The sequence below is a fragment of the Microbacterium sp. zg-Y1090 genome, assembly GCF_030246945.1.
GTDB lineage: Bacteria > Actinomycetota > Actinomycetes > Actinomycetales > Microbacteriaceae > Microbacterium > Microbacterium wangruii.
In genome coordinates this window covers 2850944-2868620 of sequence record NZ_CP126742.1, presented here as the reverse complement: position 1 = coordinate 2868620, position 17677 = coordinate 2850944, and the positions used below count along the sequence as shown (strand labels likewise).

11 protein-coding genes are annotated in these 17677 nt (G+C 70.8%); 5 read left to right on the top strand and 6 right to left on the bottom strand.

From position 1 onward, the window contains the following. Positions 1-37: 37 nt before the first annotated feature. From QNO26_RS13410 to QNO26_RS13400, 3 genes are read right to left on the bottom strand one after another with little or no spacing between them, the layout of a single operon-like run. Positions 38-3394 (bottom strand): ATP-binding protein, encoded by a 3357-nt coding sequence (locus tag QNO26_RS13410; protein WP_257638659.1) that lies wholly within the window; start codon positions 3392-3394, stop codon positions 38-40. Continuing rightward, positions 3391-4149, bottom strand: coding sequence for a DUF4194 domain-containing protein (locus QNO26_RS13405; RefSeq protein WP_257533705.1), 759 nt, complete (start codon positions 4147-4149; stop codon positions 3391-3393). The genes QNO26_RS13410 and QNO26_RS13405 overlap by 4 nt, the downstream gene beginning before the upstream one ends. Next, positions 4142-5611 (bottom strand): DUF3375 domain-containing protein, encoded by a 1470-nt coding sequence (locus QNO26_RS13400; protein WP_257533704.1) that lies wholly within the window; start codon positions 5609-5611, stop codon positions 4142-4144. The genes QNO26_RS13405 and QNO26_RS13400 overlap by 8 nt, the downstream gene beginning before the upstream one ends. 413 nt (positions 5612-6024) lie before the next feature. Between QNO26_RS13400 and QNO26_RS13395 the strand changes: the two genes are divergently transcribed. Continuing rightward, positions 6025-6159: a hypothetical protein gene (locus QNO26_RS13395; protein ID WP_257533703.1), complete on the top strand. Its 135-nt coding sequence runs from the start codon at positions 6025-6027 to the stop codon at positions 6157-6159. 42 nt (positions 6160-6201) lie between these two features. On the opposite strand, the gene nagE is transcribed toward QNO26_RS13395, so the two are convergent. Continuing rightward, positions 6202-8160, bottom strand: a complete 1959-nt coding sequence (nagE, locus tag QNO26_RS13390; RefSeq protein ID WP_257533702.1) for an N-acetylglucosamine-specific PTS transporter subunit IIBC — start codon at positions 8158-8160, stop codon at positions 6202-6204. A 196-nt stretch (positions 8161-8356) separates the two neighbouring features. Further along, a complete protein-coding gene (locus QNO26_RS13385) occupies positions 8357-9040 on the bottom strand; it encodes a GntR family transcriptional regulator (RefSeq protein ID WP_257533701.1) in 684 nt (227 codons plus the stop codon). Between the two features lie 151 nt (positions 9041-9191). Here QNO26_RS13385 and QNO26_RS13380 point away from each other — a divergent pair, with 151 nt between their 5' ends. After that, complete coding sequence (locus QNO26_RS13380; protein WP_257638660.1) at positions 9192-10922, top strand: L-lactate permease; 1731 nt, start codon at positions 9192-9194, stop codon at positions 10920-10922. Continuing rightward, the gene (locus QNO26_RS13375; protein ID WP_257638661.1) at positions 10919-13771 is read left to right on the top strand and encodes an FAD-binding and (Fe-S)-binding domain-containing protein; all 2853 of its coding nucleotides are present in this window, start codon (positions 10919-10921) and stop codon (positions 13769-13771) included. Before QNO26_RS13380 ends, QNO26_RS13375 begins: the two co-directional genes overlap by 4 nt. Before the next feature lie 12 nt (positions 13772-13783). Here the strand turns inward: QNO26_RS13375 and QNO26_RS13370 are convergent, their stop codons facing one another. Continuing rightward, on the bottom strand, positions 13784-14257 hold the full coding sequence (locus QNO26_RS13370) for an acyl-CoA thioesterase (protein ID WP_257533697.1): 474 nt from the start codon (positions 14255-14257) through the stop codon (positions 13784-13786). A 90-nt stretch (positions 14258-14347) separates the two neighbouring features. On the opposite strand from QNO26_RS13370, the gene QNO26_RS13365 reads away from it, so the two are divergent. Next, a complete protein-coding gene (locus QNO26_RS13365; RefSeq protein WP_257533696.1) occupies positions 14348-15916 on the top strand; it encodes an MDR family MFS transporter in 1569 nt (522 codons plus the stop codon). A gap of 55 nt (positions 15917-15971) precedes the next feature. Beyond that, positions 15972-17645 (top strand): MFS transporter, encoded by a 1674-nt coding sequence (locus tag QNO26_RS13360; protein ID WP_257638662.1) that lies wholly within the window; start codon positions 15972-15974, stop codon positions 17643-17645. The last annotated feature ends 32 nt before the right edge of the window (positions 17646-17677 follow it).

Sequence of the window (17677 nt, the reverse complement as noted above, 5' to 3'; positions counted from 1 at the left end):
ATGCGTAGTACCGCGCCGCGCGCCGTGCGCTCCGCGCTCAGGCGTCCGACGGCAGCCCTACCTTCGGCTTCGCCCAGGACCGACCCTGCGTGTCCTTCAGGATGTCGTATTCGACGTCGACGTGCGGCTCGATGGCGCTGTACTTGTCGTTCGGTGCGCCGATGATCAGCTGGAAGCCGAGCCCGCGCCATGCGCCGATCGCCCGCTTGGTGAAGTGCGCGTCGGCCTTGATGAGCGCCTCGTCGAGGAACACCGGTGCGTAGCGCGGACGCTCGGCCCCGGCATCCCCCAGTTGATAGCGCAGCGCGGCGCCGACGATGAACGCGATGAGCTCCTGCGACTCGCCGCCGGACTTCTCGCCGATGTGGTCATACAGCGCGACGTGCTGGTGCGTCACGGCGTGCACGCGTTCGGCGCTGACCCGCACGTGGTTGCGGACGTCGACGAGGTCGGCGAAGTCCGGTGCGGTGCGGCGCAGCCGGTTGATGAGCCGGGACATGCGCTGGTAGACGCGCTCGCGGTCGTCGTCGGTCTCGGCCGCATCGATCAGCGCCCGCACGTCGCGCAGCTCCTTGCGGAAGCGCCGCCGCACCTCCGACTGGGTCTCGCGCGGCGAGATCTGCAGACGGTGATGGTCGTCGTAGAAGGGCAGGTCCTGCATGATGAGGTTGATCGGCTCGATGCGATCGCGGATTTCGCGCAGCGACCTGCTGAGCGTCGAGTCGAGGTTCGTCAGATCGTTGCCCGAGAGCTTCAGCAGGCTGTCGCGCCACTCCGCCTCGAGTTCGTGCAGACCGCTGGTCTCGAGTTCGGCGAGGATGCGCTCGAAGTCGCCGAGCGACTGGTCGGGGTCGGCCAGCAGGTTGGGGTTGGGCCAGCGGTCGAGGAACCCGGCGAGGGTGCGCCGCAGGCTGTCGCGCTGATCGCCGACCGCCTCCTGCGCAGCCCGCTGGTCGTCGAGGAAGCGTCGTGACGCCGAATCGAGCGCGGCGTCGAATCGGGCCAGGTCCTGCATGCGCGTGGTGGGACCGGTGCCCTCCGGCAGCAGGAACTGCCCGTCGAGGTAGGCGGCCTGGGCCTCGGTGAGCGCGCGCCCGGCGGCGTCGGCCGCGTCGATCGCGGCCTGAGCGGCATCGACCTCATCGGTGACGGCCGCCCATGCGTCGGCGAGCCGCTGCTGCTCGGCCTTCGCACGGCCGATGCCCTCACGCAGCTCGGCCGCCTCGGCGCGCTTCGCGGCGATCTGGGATTGGATGCTGGCGATGGTCGGGTTCTCGGCGGTCACCTCGTCGATGATCGCGGACCAGCGCTCGCGCTCCTTCTCGACGGATGCCACGTCCACCTGGTCCCAGGTGAGGTCCTGGATCTTCTCGTACGCCGCCCGGCGGGCGTCGAGCGCGTCGAGCTCGGCTTCGGCATCATGGGTGGCCGTCTGTGCCGTCTCGAGCTCGGCACGAAGCGCCCCGAGCTGCGCGTCGAGCTCACCGACGCGGCGGTGCGTGGAGAACCCCAGCACGTTGCGTCGTCCGTGCCCGCCGTGCGCACCACGGGCGCCCTGCGACGTCTGCCCCGCGAGGGTCAAGGCCATCCGGTGCTCCGACAGCTCGGCCGAGGTGTCGACGCAGACGTAGCCGTAGCGGCGGGAGAGCTCGTCCTGCAGCCAGCCCGTGAAGGGCGTGCTCTTGTAGTCCAGGCGTCCGGGGAGCGTCTGGGGATCGCCGGGCGCGGCGTCGGGAAGCCCGGTGTGCACGCCCTCGTAACGGAGGCGCTCGGGGATGCGGATCGTGTCGATGGCGGCGCGGAACGCCGGCAGGTGCGCCGCATCGATGAGGAGCGTGGTGGCGAAGCCGCCGAGGGCGAGGTTGAACGCCTCACGCCACGGCTCGAACTCGGTGCGCACCTCGATCAGCTCACCGACGAACGGCAGCTGGTCGGTGCGGAGCCCGGCGGCGCGGGCGAGGAGCTCCCGCGATTCGCGCAGGCGTGCGGGGATGTTGTCGTGGCGCTCCGCGGCCTCCCGGCGTTCGGCTTCGAGCGCGCCCACGCGTGCCGCGAGGGTGTTGCGCGCGCTGATCGCCTCGCCATACGCCTCCCGCAGCGTCGCCTTGGCGTCGGGGTCGGCCAGCGCCTGCCGGGCGCGGTCGGCCAGCGCCTCGAACTCGCGCGCCGAGGCCACCTGCACCTGCAGCACCTCGAGTGCGGCGTCGAGCCGCTCCCGCTCCCGCGCCACGTCGGCGAGGCGGCGCTCGAGGCCGCGAAGCTCGCGGTGCGCGGTCTCGAGCCGGTCGCCTCCGGCGGCGCGGAGCACCTCGCCGAGGCCTTCCCGCTCGATGTCGGCGGCATCCGCCAGCGCCTGGTGCTCGCGCACCTTCGCCTCGGCGGTGCGGGTGGCCGCCTGCAGCTCGACCTCGACCTCGCGCAGCAGATCGAGGCGGCGCGAGGCGCGCCAGAGGGTCGCCAGCGAATCGGGCTCGCTGAACCGCCCGATCTCATCGATCAGGCGCAGGCGCTCGGCGGCCTCTTCGATGCGTGCGCGCGCCGCGCGGATCGGCTGCAGCGCCCGCACCTGCTGCTGCGCGGTCAGCATGCGGCTGCGGGTGCTCTCGAGCCCGTCGAAGTGGGCCACGACGGCGTCGGCCGTCGCCATCGTCTCGGGCTCCTCGAGCACCATGCGCTTGTAGAGGTCGTCGACGGTCGTGATCTGCTGGCCGGCCTGGATGCGGGCGAGCAGGCTCATCGCCTTCGAGCCGCCGCCCGCGGCGCCGATGCCGAGCACGGCATGAAGCCGCGCGGAGAACTCGCGATCGGTCGCCACGGTGTCGAGCCCGGCGGCCTTGACCGCGGCATCCGCCAGACGCTGGCGGGCGGCATCCTCGAGCGAACTGAGGTCGAAGGGGCCCGTCACGGTCGCGCGGACCCGCACGGTGTCTTCGACCAGACGCGCGCCGGCAGGGATGTACCAGGCGCGCACCGCCGTGAAGCGCGATCCGTCGTGGTCGAGCCACGTCATCGACACGGCGGTCCAGGTGTCCACGCCGTCGCCGCGCAGCACCGTCACCTTCGTGCCGTCCTCGGTGCGGGTCTCGTCGGTCTTCCCGCGGGCGTAGGAGAGGATGTTGCGCTGCTCCTGGCCGCGCGGGCGCCCCACGACGGCGCCGTTGGAGGCGCCGTTGAACGGGGTGGTGTGCGGCATCATGAGCGCGACGTACGCGTCCATGAGCGTCGACTTGCCCGAGCCCGATCCGCCGCACAGCAGCGTCGCGGTGGGGGAGAAGCGCACGCGGTGGGCTCCGTCGTAGCCGCCCCAGTTCACCAGCTGCAGCTCGTCGGCCACCCACTGCTGGCCTCGGGATGCCGCGGGGATGAGCCCGAAGAGGGTGTCGAGCATCGTCATCGTGCCGCCTCCGCAAAGCCGTCGGCATCCGCACCGTCGGTGTCGTCCGCCGCGTCGTCGAGATCGATCGCCGTCGAGTGCTGCGACCGGTCTGCGAGCCAGTCGCGCAGTTCCCGCAGGCGCTCGGAGGAGAGCAGGATCTCGACGAGCGGGCTGATGCGGTAGCGCCCCTCCGACTCCTCCTCGATGATGCCGTCCTGGCGCAGGCGCGAGACGGCCGCGCGGATGGCCTTCTGCCGGCGCGCGGTGCTGCCGTCGGCCTCGGCGAAGTACGTGAGCACCGTCTGCTCGATGTCCTCGATGTCCACGCGTGCCGAGGGCTCCCCGGCGGTGCTCTCGCGCTGGTAGACGGTGCGCAGGTGGACGAGCACGAGGGTCTCGGCGCGGGAGTATGCCTCGTCGCGCAGGAGGATCGGGACCTCGAGCTCGTCCGAGCGCACCTGCTCCTTGTAGGCGACCCCGCGGTCGTGGTCGACCACCAGCCGCACGAACAGGTCGTTGAGCCGCGACTCGATCGCGTGCCGGTGGTCCATCAGCACCGTCCACTCGCCGCGGTTGCGGTCGGCCAGCAGGAACCGGCGCTGCAGCAGCCGCACGAGCACGCGCCGGGCTTCGGGGTCGAGCACGCCCCGGTCGCCGGGGAACAGCTCGTCAGGGTCGTGCTCCATCGCGACCGGCGCGATGAACGGCTCCTCGGTCGCAGGGTCGGCGACGGCGTCAACGACGGTGTCGGCAACGGGGGCGGTGTCAGTCATGCGGGAGTTCTTTCACGGTGCTCGCGGTCACGGTGCCGAAGGCGAAGCGGCGGCTGGTGCCGTCGGGGCGGCGGGCCTCGGCGATGGAGATGTCGTCGCTCTCGGTCATGCCGTTGCGGTGGGCGATCTCCAGCAGGCCGAGAAGGTCGACCGGCCGGCGGGTGTCGTCGGCGGCGCCCTCGAACGCCGCGGCGAGATCGAAGCGGTCGCCGAGCGTCGCGACGTAGGCTTCGAGCTCGGCGTAGCGAGGGCCGCCCCAGGCGCGCGTGTCGGCATCCACGAACTCGACATCCTCCGGCGCCGGGAGCGGTGCCGGCGCGCCGGGCGGATGCAGGTCGCTGAGCGACTGGCGCAGGTGCCCGATGTCGGCGACGGGGAACGTGTGCAGCGGCTCGACGCGGTCGCCGGCCCTGGAGTCCTGCATCCACAGCTGCAGCCCGGACATGACGCCCCGCAGCAGCTCGTCCACCTGCCGGTCACGCGCCGGGTCGTGGGTGCGCACCTGGGCGGTGATCACCTGCGACGCCCGCCGCTGCGCGGTCAGCACCTCCTGCACGCCCTGCTCGACCTGACGGCCGATGGCGTCGAGGTCGGCGCGCTGCTCGGGCGCCATCAGGCGGGAGAACGGCTGCGTGAGCAGCGTGTGCAGCTGCTCGGTGAGGCGGTCGATGTTCTCCGCGTCGCCGATGAGCCGCAGAGCGCCCTCGAACGCCCGGCCCTCCGGGGTCGCCTGCATGACATGGCGCCCCCGTTGCAGGTACTCGCGCAGGATCTCGCCCGTCGGGCGCACATCGCGGCGGAGGTCGGCGACGACGTCGCGCTGCATCGCTTTGATCGACTCGGCGACGCGGGAGAAGTCCGCCGGCAGCTCACGGGCCAGGTGCAGCACGTTCTCGGCCTCTTCGAACAGCTGCTCGTCGTCGATGGGCTCGGCTTCGTCATTGCGCAGCCGGGCGATCGCGGCATCCAGCGCCTCTCGCTCAGCCAGCAGCATGGCGATGCGCTGCTCGGGGTCGGTCTCGGCGTCACGGGCCAGGCGCTCGACCGCGTCGAGCAGCGTGCGCACGCGGGAACGGGAGACCCGTGCGCGGCCCCCGCCGGTGCGACCGGCGATGTCGAGGGCCCCGACCGCGTGCGCGGTCAGGCGGTAGACCTCCACGTCGTTCTCGATCTGCGGGGCCAGCCATCCCACGCGCACCCAGTGGCGGCAGATCTCACGGGCGGTGCCCACCGGGAGGCGTCGGTCGTCCTCGTCGTAGCCCGCGGCGCGCAGCTCGTCGAGCGCTTCACCGATCTCCGCGTGGGCGTCGGCGACGGCGACGGCGGGGCGTTCGGGGGTGAAGACGAGCGACAGCACGGCCACGACGAAGGGCGCGTGGCGGCCATGGAGAAGGTCGAGCGTCGGGTTTCGGAACGCGGCGACCGAGCGCTGATACGCGGCCTCCGCGCGAGTTTTCGACATCGGGGACAAGCCTAATCGACCCCTCCGACGGCTCCCGCCGGGCGCTGCTCGCGTGGCGTGGGGCCTGTGGGGCTGCTCGAGTGTCACGAATGGTGGGTGCGCGGGGTGTTGACCCGCCGTTTGTGACACCGGAGCGGCGCGGGGTGGTGGCGTGGGGGCCGTGGGGGCCGTGGGGCTGCTCGAGTGGCGCGAATGGTGGGTGCGCGGGGAGTGACCCGCCGTTTGCGACACCGGAGTAGCGCGGGCCGGGACCGGCGCGGCGCGGGACCGGCGCGGCGCGGGACCGGCGCGGCGCGGGACCGGCGCGGCGCGGGACCGGCGCGGCGCGGGCGGATGCCGCGGCGAATTGACTTCGCGAGGAAGCGGGCTATGGTCAGGGGTTCACCCGCCAGCCGAAGAGGGGAAGCGAGTCCATGTCCGCTAAGTCACCGCAAGCGCGCGACGGTAAGAAGGTCGCCCAGCAGTCACTCAAGGAGAAGCGCGCAGCCAAGCGTGCCAAGCGAGAGCCCGAGGGGCTGCTGAAGCCGCGCAAGGGCGCCGGCGCCTGAAAGCGGAGGCGGGCGGCTCCTCGCGGAGCCGCCCGCTCTCGCTCAGCGCAACTCGACGGTGGCGTTCGCGTTGTTGAGCACCACGATCGCGGTGATCGCGGGGTGACCCGCGGCGGCGATCTTGGCGCGGTCGAACCGCAGCAGCGGGGTGCCCTCGCTGACCGACTGGCCCTTCATGGCGAGCGTCTCGAAGCCGTCGCCCTTCATCGCCACGGTGTCGATGCCCACGTGGATGAGCAGCTCCGTGCCGTCGGCCAGCACCAGCGCGATGGCGTGGCCCGTGTCGAACGTCGCGCCCACGGTGGCGGCGGCCGGCGCGATAACGGTGTCACCGGTCGGCTCGACCGCGATGCCGGGGCCCATGATCCCGTCGGCGAAGGTGGGGTCGGGCACCTCCGACAGCGGCACGACCCGCCCGGCGACGGGCTGGCGCAGCACCAGGGTGGGCGCCGGGGCCTCGGTCAGCACCGCGCTTCCGCCGGCATCCGTCGACGCATCGGGTGTCGCCGTGGCCCGGTCGGGCTGCGCGCCGGCTCCGCCGACGGGAGCCTTGGTGCGCCCGGCGATGAGCTCCTCCATGGCATCCTTCACGAACTGCACGTTCAGCCCGTAGACCACCTGCACGGACGTGCCGCCCGGCTTCATGGTCCCCGCCGCGCCGGCGCGCTTGAGTGCGGCGTCGTCGACCTTCGAGACATCGGCGACCTCCATGCGCAGCCGTGTCGCGCAGTTGTCGAGGTCGGTGATGTTGTCCTTGCCGCCCAGGCCGTCGATGAAGCGGGCGGCGGTGACGAGGTAGGGGTCGTCCGCGGTGTGCGTGTCGTACTCGGTGCCGGCCTCGAGCGTGTCGTCGTCCTCGCGGCCGGGGGTCTTCAGGTTGAACCGCTTGATGAAGAAGTAGAAGACGCTGAAGTACACGAGGAACCAGAACACACCCATCACCAGGATGAGCCAGGGGTTCTGGGCCATCGGGTTGGTCCAGTTGAGCACGAGGTCGATGAAGCCGCCCGAGAACCCGAAGCCCATCCTCACCGGCAGGATCGCGGCGATGGCCATCGAGATGCCCATGAACAGGGCGTGCACGACGTAGAGCACAGGCGCCAGGAACATGAACGCGAACTCGAGCGGCTCGGTGACGCCGACGAAGAACGAGGCGAACGCACCCGAGAGCAGGATGCCGTACGCCAGCTTCTTGCGCGTGGTCTTGGCGGTCAGGTACATCGCCAGCGCGGCGCCGGGGAGACCGAACATCATCACGGGGAAGAATCCGGTCATGTACTGCCCGGTGACGCCGTAGGTGCCCACGCCGGCGAGGAAGTTGTTGAGGTCGTTGATGCCGGCCACGTCGAACCAGAACACCGAGTTCAGCGCGTGGTGCAGACCGACGGGGATGAGCAGCCGGTTGAGGAAGCCGTAGAGACCGGCCCCGAGGGGGCCGAGGGTGACGATCCACTCACCGAAGCCCACGAGACCGCCGTACACGAACGGCCAGACGAAGAACAGCACGATCGCCAGCACGAGCGAGAAGGCCGCCGTCACGATCGCCACCGAGCGCTTGCCGGAGAAGAACGACAGCGCGTCGGGCAGCTTGGTGTCCTTGAACCGGTCGTAGCACCACGCGCCGATGAGGCCGCACAGGATGCCGACGAAGACGTTCTCGACCCGCAGGAAGGCGGGATCCACCTCGTTGACGTCACCCACGCCGGTGAACAGCAGCACCGTCTCGGGCCGGAGCAGCGTCGTGACGACCAGCCACGACACCAGGCCCGCCAGGGCGGCAGTGCCGTCGGCTTTCGTCGCCATGCCGATCGATACACCGACGGCGAAGAGCAGTGCGATGTTGTCGAGCAGCGCACCGCCCGCCGCGCTCAGGAACGCGGAGACGAGGTTGCTGCCCGCCGCCGACGTGATCCAGTAGCCGATGCCCGAGAGGATCGCCGCCACCGGCAGCACGGCCACCGGCAGCATGATCGATCGACCGAGCCGCTGCATGAATTTCATCTTCTGTCTCCCGTGTGGGTGGCCGTGTCGATGCGCCCCGCGGTCGCGTCGGGCACGGCGATCATCCAACCGCATCCGGGCTCTGCAACTCAATGGCCATGCACCGTGACAAAAACCGCGGGAGCTGCTGTGGGCCCCGCTCCGGCGGCATCCGCGCGCCGCTTCCGTGGTGTGCGGGCGCTGCCGGGGTGCCGGCTCAGAGGGTGGAGGGGAGTGCGGCTTCCGGCCCGGCGACGCCGCCCAGCCGCGCGGCCAGCCGCTCGCGCGCGCGGCCCACGTGCACCGCGAGCAGCTCGGCCGCGGCCTCGCCGTCGCCGGCTTCGACCAGTTCCATGATGCGCTCGTGCTCTCCGGCGATCAGCTCCGTCGGCAGCAGCGACGCGCCCTGCACCTGCGACATGCAGAAGACGACTTCGGATGCCAGCGACTCGTACACGCCGCTGGTGCGGGCACTCCCGAGCGCGTCGACCAGGCTGCGGTGAAAGCGCATGTCCGGCTCGACGATGTCGCGGGGGGAGGCGTCGACCAGCGCGGAGATCTCGCGGTTCGCGGCGCGCGCGGCCTCCGGCACGTGTCGCTCGGCGGCGAGCAGGCGCAGCACCTGCGCCTCGATGACGACCCGCGTGCGGTAGATGTCGCGGGCATCCTCCGGGGTGAGGCGCACGACGCGCGCCGTCTTGTGGGCGCGCCGTTCGAGCAGCCGGTCGCGCACCAGGTTCTCGATGGCGGCCTTCGCGGTGGGGCGGGCCACGTGGTACCACTCGGCGACGTCGACCTCGCCCAGTGCGGTGTCGGGAGCGAGCTCCCCGGAGAGCACGCGGCGACGCAGGTCGTCGGTGACAGCCTCGATGACCGAGACCACGGCGATACGAGCAGCCATCGCACACTCCTTCGTTGTGCCCCGGGGTGAGAGCACCCCCCGAGTTTATGGTTCGTCCGACAATGACTCTTGACTGACGTGTCTACATGTCTAACAATAAGGCAACCGTTGGCGCGATACATGCGCTTCTCACGACTCGAAGGAGAGTCCCGTGTTCCAGCAGATCCTCGATCCGGTCTTCGGGTCACTCGCGCTCTCCGCGCTGGTGGCCGTCATCCCCCTCGCCACCCTCTTCGTGCTGCTGGGCGTTTTCCGCGTCAAGGCGTGGAAGGCCGCGCTGGTCGGGCTCGTCCTCTCGCTGGTGCTCGCGGTGCTGGTGTGGCAGATGCCGCCCCTGCAGGCGCTGAGCGCCACGGCGGAGGGTGCGCTGTACGGCATCGTCCCGATCCTCTGGATCCTCGTGAACGCCCTCTGGGTCTACCGCCTCACCGTGGTCACGGGATGGTTCGAGGTGCTCGGCGACCGCATCCGCGCCATCAGCGACGACCAGCGCATCCTCGCGATCCTCATCGCCTTCTGCTTCGGTGCGCTGCTGGAGTCGCTCGCCGGGTTCGGGGCACCGGTCGCCATCTCCATCGCCATGCTCATCGCGGCAGGCATGAAGCCGCTGAAGGCCGCCATCGTCTCGCTGCTGGCCAACACCGCGCCCGTGGCCTTCGGCGCCATGGCCGCGCCGATCATCGCGCTGTCGGGCGTCACCGGGATCGACATCCACCTGCTGTCCCAGATGGCGGGCCGCCAGACACCGTTCCTGGCGATGATCGTGCCGCTCATCCTCGTGTTCATCGTCGACGGCATGCGGGGGGTGCGCCAGACGTGGCCCGTCGCCGTCGTCGCCGGCATCGCGTTCGCGGTGGCCCAGTTCGTCACGGCGAACTTCATCGCCGTGGAGATCACCGACGTCGTGGCATCCGTGGTCACGGTCGCGGCGGTGCTGATCATGCTTCGGTTCTGGAAGCCCTCCGAGACGCTCGTCTTCGATGCCGCCGACCGTGAGGCCGGCATCGCCTCGGCCTCCGCCGCCGCGGCGGCCGGCACCAGCCAGAGCCGCACCGGTTCGGACACCGGCTCCGGTACGCGCTCCGACTCCCGGGTGCGGGTGGCCGAGGCCGTGCGGGTCGACACAGCCTCGCGCTCGCGCGGCAACCTGACCTGGAACGCCGTCATGCCCTACGTGGTCATCATCGCGGTGTTCTCGGTCGCGCAGATCCCCGTGATCAAGCAGTTCCTGGCCCAGTCCGTGACCCTGATGTTCCCGTGGCCGGGGCTCGAGATCGCCAACGCCGCGGGCGACCCGGTGGGCACCACCTTCTCGCTGAACGTGTTCGGCACCGGCGGCACGCTGCTGCTGCTGTCGGGCATCATGGTCGCGCTCATCTACCGGATCCGCCCCAAGGACGCCGTGGCCGCGTACGGTCACACCCTGAACCAGCTGCGCTTCACGATCGTCACGGTCGTCGCGGTGCTCGCCCTCGCCTACGTCATGAACCTCTCCGGGCAGACCCAGAGCCTGGGTGCGGCGCTCGCCGCCACCGGCGGGCTGTTCGCCCTGCTCTCGCCGGTCATCGGCTGGCTGGGTGTCGCGATCACCGGATCGGACACGTCGTCCAACGCGCTGTTCGGGCTGCTGCAGGTGACCGCCGCCGAGAAGGCGGGGCTGAACCCGATCCTCATGGCGGCGACGAACTCGTCGGCCGGCGTGCTCGGCAAGATGCTCTCGCCTCAGAACCTCGCCGTCGCCGCGGCCGCCGCGGGCATGGCGGGCAAAGAGGGCGACCTCTTCCGCAAGCTCATCTGGTGGAGCCTGGGGCTGCTGGTCGTCTTCACCGGCCTCATCTACCTGCAGTCCACCGTGCTCGCCTGGATGGTGCCCACACCGTGACCACCGCCGTCCCCGCCTCGTCCATCGCCCTGGTCGGCGGCGTCCCGGACGCCGTCGCCGAGGCGGTGGGTGAGCCGTCCCGCATCAAGACCAGGGCGATCGACAGGGTGGCCTACGCCAGCGACGCGTCGCACTTCCTGCTCACCCCGAACGCGGTCGTCGTGGCCGAGGACGCCGCCGAGGTCGCGCGCGTGCTGCGCGCCGCGAACGCGAGCGGATCGCGGGTGACCTTCCGCTCCGGCGGGACGAGCCTCTCGGGCCAGGCGTCGGGCGACGACCTGCTGGTCGACACGCGTCAGGGCTTCCGTCGCATCGAGGTGCTCGACGGCGGCGCCCGGGTGCGCGCGCAGCCCGGGGCGACGGTGCGGCAGGTCAACATGCGGCTGCTGCGCACCGGCCACCGGCTCGGGCCGGACCCGGCCAGCGAAGCCGCGTGCACCATCGGCGGCGTCGTGGCCGACAATTCCAGCGGCATGGCGTGCGGCATCACCGAGAACACCTACCGCACGCTCGAGTCGCTCGTGTTCGTGCTGCCCTCGGGCACGGTGGTCGACTCCGCCGCCCCCGACGCCGACGCGCGGCTCAAGGCGCAGGAGCCGGAACTGTTCGACGGTCTCGTGCGCCTGCAGCGACGCGTGCGCGAGAACCCCCAGTCGATGGCGATCATCGCCCGGCAGTTCTCGATGAAGAACACGATGGGCTACGGCGTCAACGCGTTCGTCGACTTCGACTCCCCGGTGCAGGTGCTCACGCATCTGCTCATCGGCAGCGAGGGCACGCTGGCCTTCATCGCGGAAGCCACCTACCGGACGGTGCCGATCCAGCCGAAGGCGGCGACGGCGCTCGCCGTGTTCGCCACGCTCGACGACGCCACCCGTGCGCTGCCCGATCTCGTCGCCACCGGCGCGGCGACGATCGAGCTGATGGATGCCACGAGCATCCGCGTCGGCCAGTCCTTCGCCGACGCTCCTGCGCAGATCCTCGGCTTCGACGTCGCCGCGGAGGCGGCGCTGCTCGTGGAGTACCAGGGCGCGACCGACGAGGCGGTCGCCGAGCTCACCGCCCGAGGTGCACGGGTGCTCGGCGAGGCTCCGCTGCGGGCCGCCGCCGCCTTCTCCGCCGACCCGATCGCCCGCGCCACCGCGTGGAAGCTGCGCAAGGGCCTGTACACCTCGGTGGCCGGTGCCCGTCCGAGCGGCACGACCGCGCTGCTCGAGGACATCGTCGTGCCGGTGCCCGCCCTCGCCGACACCTGCGAGTCGCTGCACGTGCTGTTCGAGCGCTACGGATACCGCGACAGCGTCATCTTCGGCCACGCCAAGGACGGCAACATCCACTTCATGCTCACCGACCGCTTCGCGGGCGACGCGGCGATGGGGCGCTTCGTGGGATTCACTGACGAGATGGTCGACCTCGTGCTGCAGGCGGGCGGCAACCTCAAGGCCGAGCACGGCACCGGGCGGGTCATGGCACCCTACGTGCGACGGCAGTACGGCGACGAGCTGTACGACGTGATGCGCGAACTCAAGCGCCTGTGCGACCCGGCCGGCATCCTCAACCCCGGCGTCATCATCGACGACGGCACCGACGCGCATCTGCGCGACATCAAGCTGCCGGAGCCGGTGGAGGCCGAGGTCGACCGCTGCGTCGAATGCGGGTACTGCGAGCCGGTGTGCCCGTCCAAGGACCTCACCCTCACTCCGCGCCAGCGCATCGTGGTGCGCCGCGGCATGGCGAGGGCCGAGGCCGCGGGCGATCATGCGCTCGTCCAGGCGCTGGAGCGCGACTACGACTATGAGGGCGTGCAGACGTGTGCCGTCGACGGCATGTGCGTGACGGCGTGCCCCGTGCTGATCAACACCGGGTCCCTCGTCAAACGGCTGCGGCGGGAGAACGCGAACCCCGTGCTCGCGGCGGGGTGGAAGGCCGCAGCCCAGGCCTGGGGGCCGGTGACGCGCCTCGGTGCGGTCGCCCTCACCACCGCCGACGCCGTGCCGGCGGGCCTCGTCGGCGCGGCGACCACCCTCGGGCGCGCGGTGCTCGGCACGGACACCGTGCCCGCTTACACGGATGACCTGCCCGCAGGCGGGGCGAAGCGCCGTGCGAAGGCCGGTTGCCAGGGCGGCGGCACCGGCGACCCCGTCGCGGTGTACCTGCCGGCCTGCGTCAACAGCATGTTCGGTCCCGCCGGCGACGGCATCGGGGTGACCGAGGCGTTCACCCGGCTGGTGGAGCGAGCGGGGATCCGCGTGCTCGTTCCCGAAGGGATCGAGTCGCTCTGCTGTTCCACGCCGTGGACGTCGAAGGGGTTCGCCGGCGGTCGTGACGTGATGGCCCAGCGGGTCGTCGACGCGGTGCGGGAGGCGTCCGGCGACGGCGAGCTCGTCGTCGTCAGTGACGGGGCGAGCTGCACCGAGGGCTTCGCGCACATCTTCGCCGACGCCGGGCTCGACTATCGCACCGAGGATGCCGTCGACTTCGTGGCCCGCCTCGTGCTGCCGGTGCTCGGCGCCGTGGCGCCGATCGTCGACTCGCTCGTGCTGCATCCGACGTGCTCGTCCACGCAGATGGGACTGAACCCGGCGCTGCAGGCGGTGGGCGCGGCGGTCGCCTCGACCGTGACCGTGCCCGACGCCTGGGGATGCTGCGGCTTCGCCGGCGACCGGGGGATGCTGCATCCCGAGCTCACCGCATCGGCGACCGCGGCCGAGGCGGCCGAGGTCGCCACGATCGACGCCGACGCGCACGCGTCGTGCAACCGCACGTGCGAGATCGGCATGACCCGCGCCACCGGCCGGGAGTACCGGCACGTGCTGGAGCTGCTGGAGCAGGCGACCCGGCCGCGCTGACGGCGCCCGCCGTCAGATGTTGGGCAGCTTCACCGTGCCGGTGTTGGAGTGCTCGCGCGGCATCCGGTCGCGGTCGTAGGTGATGTCGGTGAAGCCGTGCGGCACGGGCCGACCGTCCTCACCGAGGTTCACGAAGACGATCTTCTCGATCGTGAGGATGCGCTGGCGCGTGATCATGTTGCGCACCACGGCGCGCATGGTCAGTGACGTGCGCCCGAAGTGGGTGGCGGTCAGCCCCATCTCGACGAGGTCCCCCTGCACGGCGGACGCCTCGAAGTTGATCTCCGAGATGAACTTCGTGACCACGCGGTAGTTGCCGAGCTGGATGATGGCGTAGATCGCCGCCTCCTCGTCGATCCACCGCAGCAGGCTCCCGCCGAACAGCGTGCCGTTCGCATTGAGATCCTCGGGGCGCACCCACTTGCGCGTGTGGAAGTTCACGCCTTCCTCGGACCAGTACCAGGATGCTTCGGGCTTCTGCGTCATGCCGCCCACGGTACGCCTCGAGCCTGAGCGGGACGATGGAGCCGGTGCGTGGGCCTTCTGAGCGCAGGGTTTCGGTGGTAGACCGTACGCGTGAGCGCGTCCGCGGCGTCGATCGACCGGTCCGGGGTGGATCTGACCAGACGGCAGGTCTACACGATCTTCGGCGCCCTCCTCGCGGCGATGCTGCTGTCGGCACTCGATCAATCCGTCGTGAGCACCGCGCTGCCCACGATCGTCGGCGACCTGGGGGCGGCCCAGGGGGAGGGGTGGATCGTCACGGCGTACCTCCTCGCCATCGCCATCGTCATGCCCATCTACGGAAAGGTCGGCGACCTCTTCGGCCGTCGCACCCCGTTCCTCCTCGCCATCGCCCTGTTCATCGTCGGCTCGACGGGCTCTGCGCTCTCGGGGTCGTTCGAGGGCCTCATTACCTGGCGGTCGCTGCAGGGGCTGGGCGCCGGCGGGCTGGTGATCCTCTCGCAGGCGATCATCGCCGACATCGTCTCGCCTCGGGAGCGCGGCAAGTTCATGGGACCCATGGGGGCGGTGTTCGGCATCGCCACGGTGGCGGGCCCGCTGCTCGGCGGCTGGCTCACCTCGGGGCCGGGCTGGCGCTGGTGCTTCTGGCTCAATGTTCCGGTCGGCATCGCAGCCCTGCTCATCGCATGGTTCACCCTGCGGATTCCGGAGCACCGCAGGCAGCATCGGTTCGACCTCGCCGGGGCGGTGCTGCTGGCCGCGACGACGGCCGGCATCGTCTTCCTCACCAGCTGGACCTCGCTCACCCGCACCACCTCGTACGACTGGGCCAGCCCAGGGCTCCTGGCACTCCTGGCCGGGACGATCCTGGCATTCGCACTGTTCCTGGTGGTGGAGTCCAAGGCCTCCGACCCGCTCGTGCCGCTGGACATCTTCCGCAGCCGGACGTTCGCCGTCGCCGCGACGCTCTCGCTCATCCTCGGCGTGGCGATGTTCGCCGCGCTGACGTTCCTCCCGACGTTCCTCCAGATGGCCGAGGGCGCGAGCGCCACCGACTCGGGGCTGTTGATGCTGCCGATGACGGTCGGCCTCATGATCACCGCGCTGGCGTCGGGACTGCTGATCACCCGCACGGGCCGCTACAAGGTGTTCCCGATCGCGGGGTTCGGCATCGCGACGCTCGGGCTGCTGTGGCTCACCCAGCTCTCGGCCGACATGTCGATGGTGACCTTCGGCGCCATGATCTTCGTGCTGGGGTTCGGGCTCGGATTCGTGATGCAGACGCTCGTGATCGCCGCCCAGAACGCGGTGAACCCCGAGCGCATCGGCGTGGCCACCTCGACGAACAATTTCCTGCGCGAGATCGGCGCGGCGGTGGGCACCAGTCTGTTCTCCACCGCCTTCACCACGTCGCTGCGCGACGACCTCGAGCAGACGATCAGCCGGCTCCCCCGTTCGCAGGTGCCCTCGGGGTTCGGGGCCGAATCGCTCACCCCCTCCGCCGTGCAGCAGCTCCCTGCCGAGCTGCGCGACCGGGTCGTCGAGGCGTACGCCGATGCCCTCGCGACCTCGTTCTGGTACCTCCTTCCGCTCGGGGTGGCCGGGTTCGTGGTGGCGTTCTTCCTGAAGGAGCTCCGCCTGTCGGACAAGCCCGGCCTCGCCGCCCGAAGCGGAAGCTGACACCGTGTCGGTATCCGTCGTCCAAAACCCGGAAGCAGGAGTAGTGTGACCCGACGTGAACCAGGACACTGAGCGTTACCACCGCCTTCGCTGGTGGGGTCTGGCGGCCATCTCCGTCGCCGTCGCACTGATCATCATGGACTCGACGATCGTCTCGGTCGCGGTCCCGAGCATCGTCGAGTCGCTCGATCTCACCACCACCCAGATCCAATGGGTGCAGGAGGTGTACACGCTCGTCTTCGCCGCTCTGCTCATGGTGTGGGGCACGACGAGCGACCGCCTCGGCCGTCGCCGGCTGCTCGTCATCGGTGTCGTGGTCTTCGTCGCGTCGAGCATCCTCTGCGCCTTCGCCATCGACGGCACCTGGCTGATCGCCGCCCGCGCCCTGCAGGGCGTCGGCGGCTCGATGATCCTGCCGACCACCCTGGCCCTCCTCAACGCCACGTTCCGGGGCAAGGAGCGGGGCATCGCGTTCGCGGTCTGGGGTGCGACGATCGGGTCGATGGCCGCAGTGGGACCGGTGCTCGGCGGCTGGCTCACGAGCGCGTTCTCGTGGCACTGGGCGTTCTGGATCAACCTGCCGTTCGGCGTCGTGGTCATCATCGGCGTGATGCTCTGCATCCCCGAATCCCGCCAGCGCGACGCCGGCCGCTTCAGCGACTGGATCGCCGTGGGCACCTCGGTGCTCGGGTTCGGCCTGCTCGTGTTCGCCCTCATCGAAGGGCGCGCTTACGGGTGGTGGGAGGCGACGGACTCCGCACCGATCAGCCTCGGCGGATTCAGCGTGATCCCGGTGCTGTTCGTCCTCTCGATCCTCGTGCTCGCCGCCCTGGTGTGGCGGGAGCGCCGGCGTGTGGCCGCGAGCAAGTCGGTGCTGATCGACGTGTCCCTGTTCCGCATCGGCACGTTCGCGAACGGCAACATCACCGCCCTGACCGTCTCGCTCGGAGAGTTCGGCCTGATCCTCTCCCTGCCGCTGTGGTTCCAGTACGCCCGGGACATGAACGCCCTGGAAGCGGGCCTGGCCCTGCTGCCGCTCGCGGTCGGCTCGTTCCTCGCGAGCGGGTCGATCCAGTCGCTGTCCAAGCGCCTGTCGCCGGTGCAGATGGTGCGCCTGGGCGTGATCCTGGAGATCGTCTCGCTCGCCGCGCTCGCCCTGCTCATCCGCCCCGACTCGAACCTGTGGGTCACCGGCGTTCCGCTGTTCTTCTACGGCATGGGCGTCGGCTTCGCCACGGCGCAGCTGACGCAGCTCATCCTCATCGACGTGCCCGTGGAGAAGTCGGGACAGGCGTCGTCGGTGCAGTCCACTTCGCGTCAGGTGGGGTCCGCCCTCGGCATCGCGGTGCTCGGGACCGCGCTGTTCACGACGCTGCGCATCGGCACCGAGTCGCGCCTCAGCGACCAGATCGCGGCGGATCCGAAGGTGGGCGAACTGGTGGATGCCGTCTCGACGTCCGCCGGTGCTCTCATCGGCGAGCTCGGCAAGAACCCGGCCACGGCCGCGATCGCCGACGCGGCGCGAGACGCGCTGACGCAGGGCGTATCGGTGGCCGCGTGGGTCGCGGTGGCTGCGCTCTTCGTGGGTCTGCTCACGACGATCCCGCTCGGCCGGCGCGCCCGCGAGGAGGACGTCCCCGGGAAGGTCGGCGAGGCGGCGGCGCCGGATGCCGCGCCGCACCGGCCCGGCGCGGCGGACTCCACGACGGCGGACGGCAGCGCCCCGTAGATCGACGCGCCTCGTCGCTGCGGCACCCGCGG

What these genes read in the sequence shown, in the direction of transcription:
- QNO26_RS13410 (WP_257638659.1), bottom strand. Translation starts at nt 3,394, where the DNA reads ATGACGATGCTCGACACCCTCTTCGGGCTCATCCCCGCGGCATCCCGA.
- QNO26_RS13405 (WP_257533705.1), bottom strand. Translation starts at nt 4,149, where the DNA reads ATGACTGACACCGCCCCCGTTGCCGACACCGTCGTTGACGCCGTCGCC.
- QNO26_RS13400 (WP_257533704.1), bottom strand. Translation starts at nt 5,611, where the DNA reads ATGTCGAAAACTCGCGCGGAGGCCGCGTATCAGCGCTCGGTCGCCGCG.
- QNO26_RS13395 (WP_257533703.1), top strand. Translation starts at nt 6,025, where the DNA reads ATGTCCGCTAAGTCACCGCAAGCGCGCGACGGTAAGAAGGTCGCCCAG.
- nagE (WP_257533702.1), bottom strand. Translation starts at nt 8,160, where the DNA reads ATGAAATTCATGCAGCGGCTCGGTCGATCGATCATGCTGCCGGTGGCC.
- QNO26_RS13385 (WP_257533701.1), bottom strand. Translation starts at nt 9,040, where the DNA reads ATGGCTGCTCGTATCGCCGTGGTCTCGGTCATCGAGGCTGTCACCGAC.
- QNO26_RS13370 (WP_257533697.1), bottom strand. Translation starts at nt 14,257, where the DNA reads ATGACGCAGAAGCCCGAAGCATCCTGGTACTGGTCCGAGGAAGGCGTG.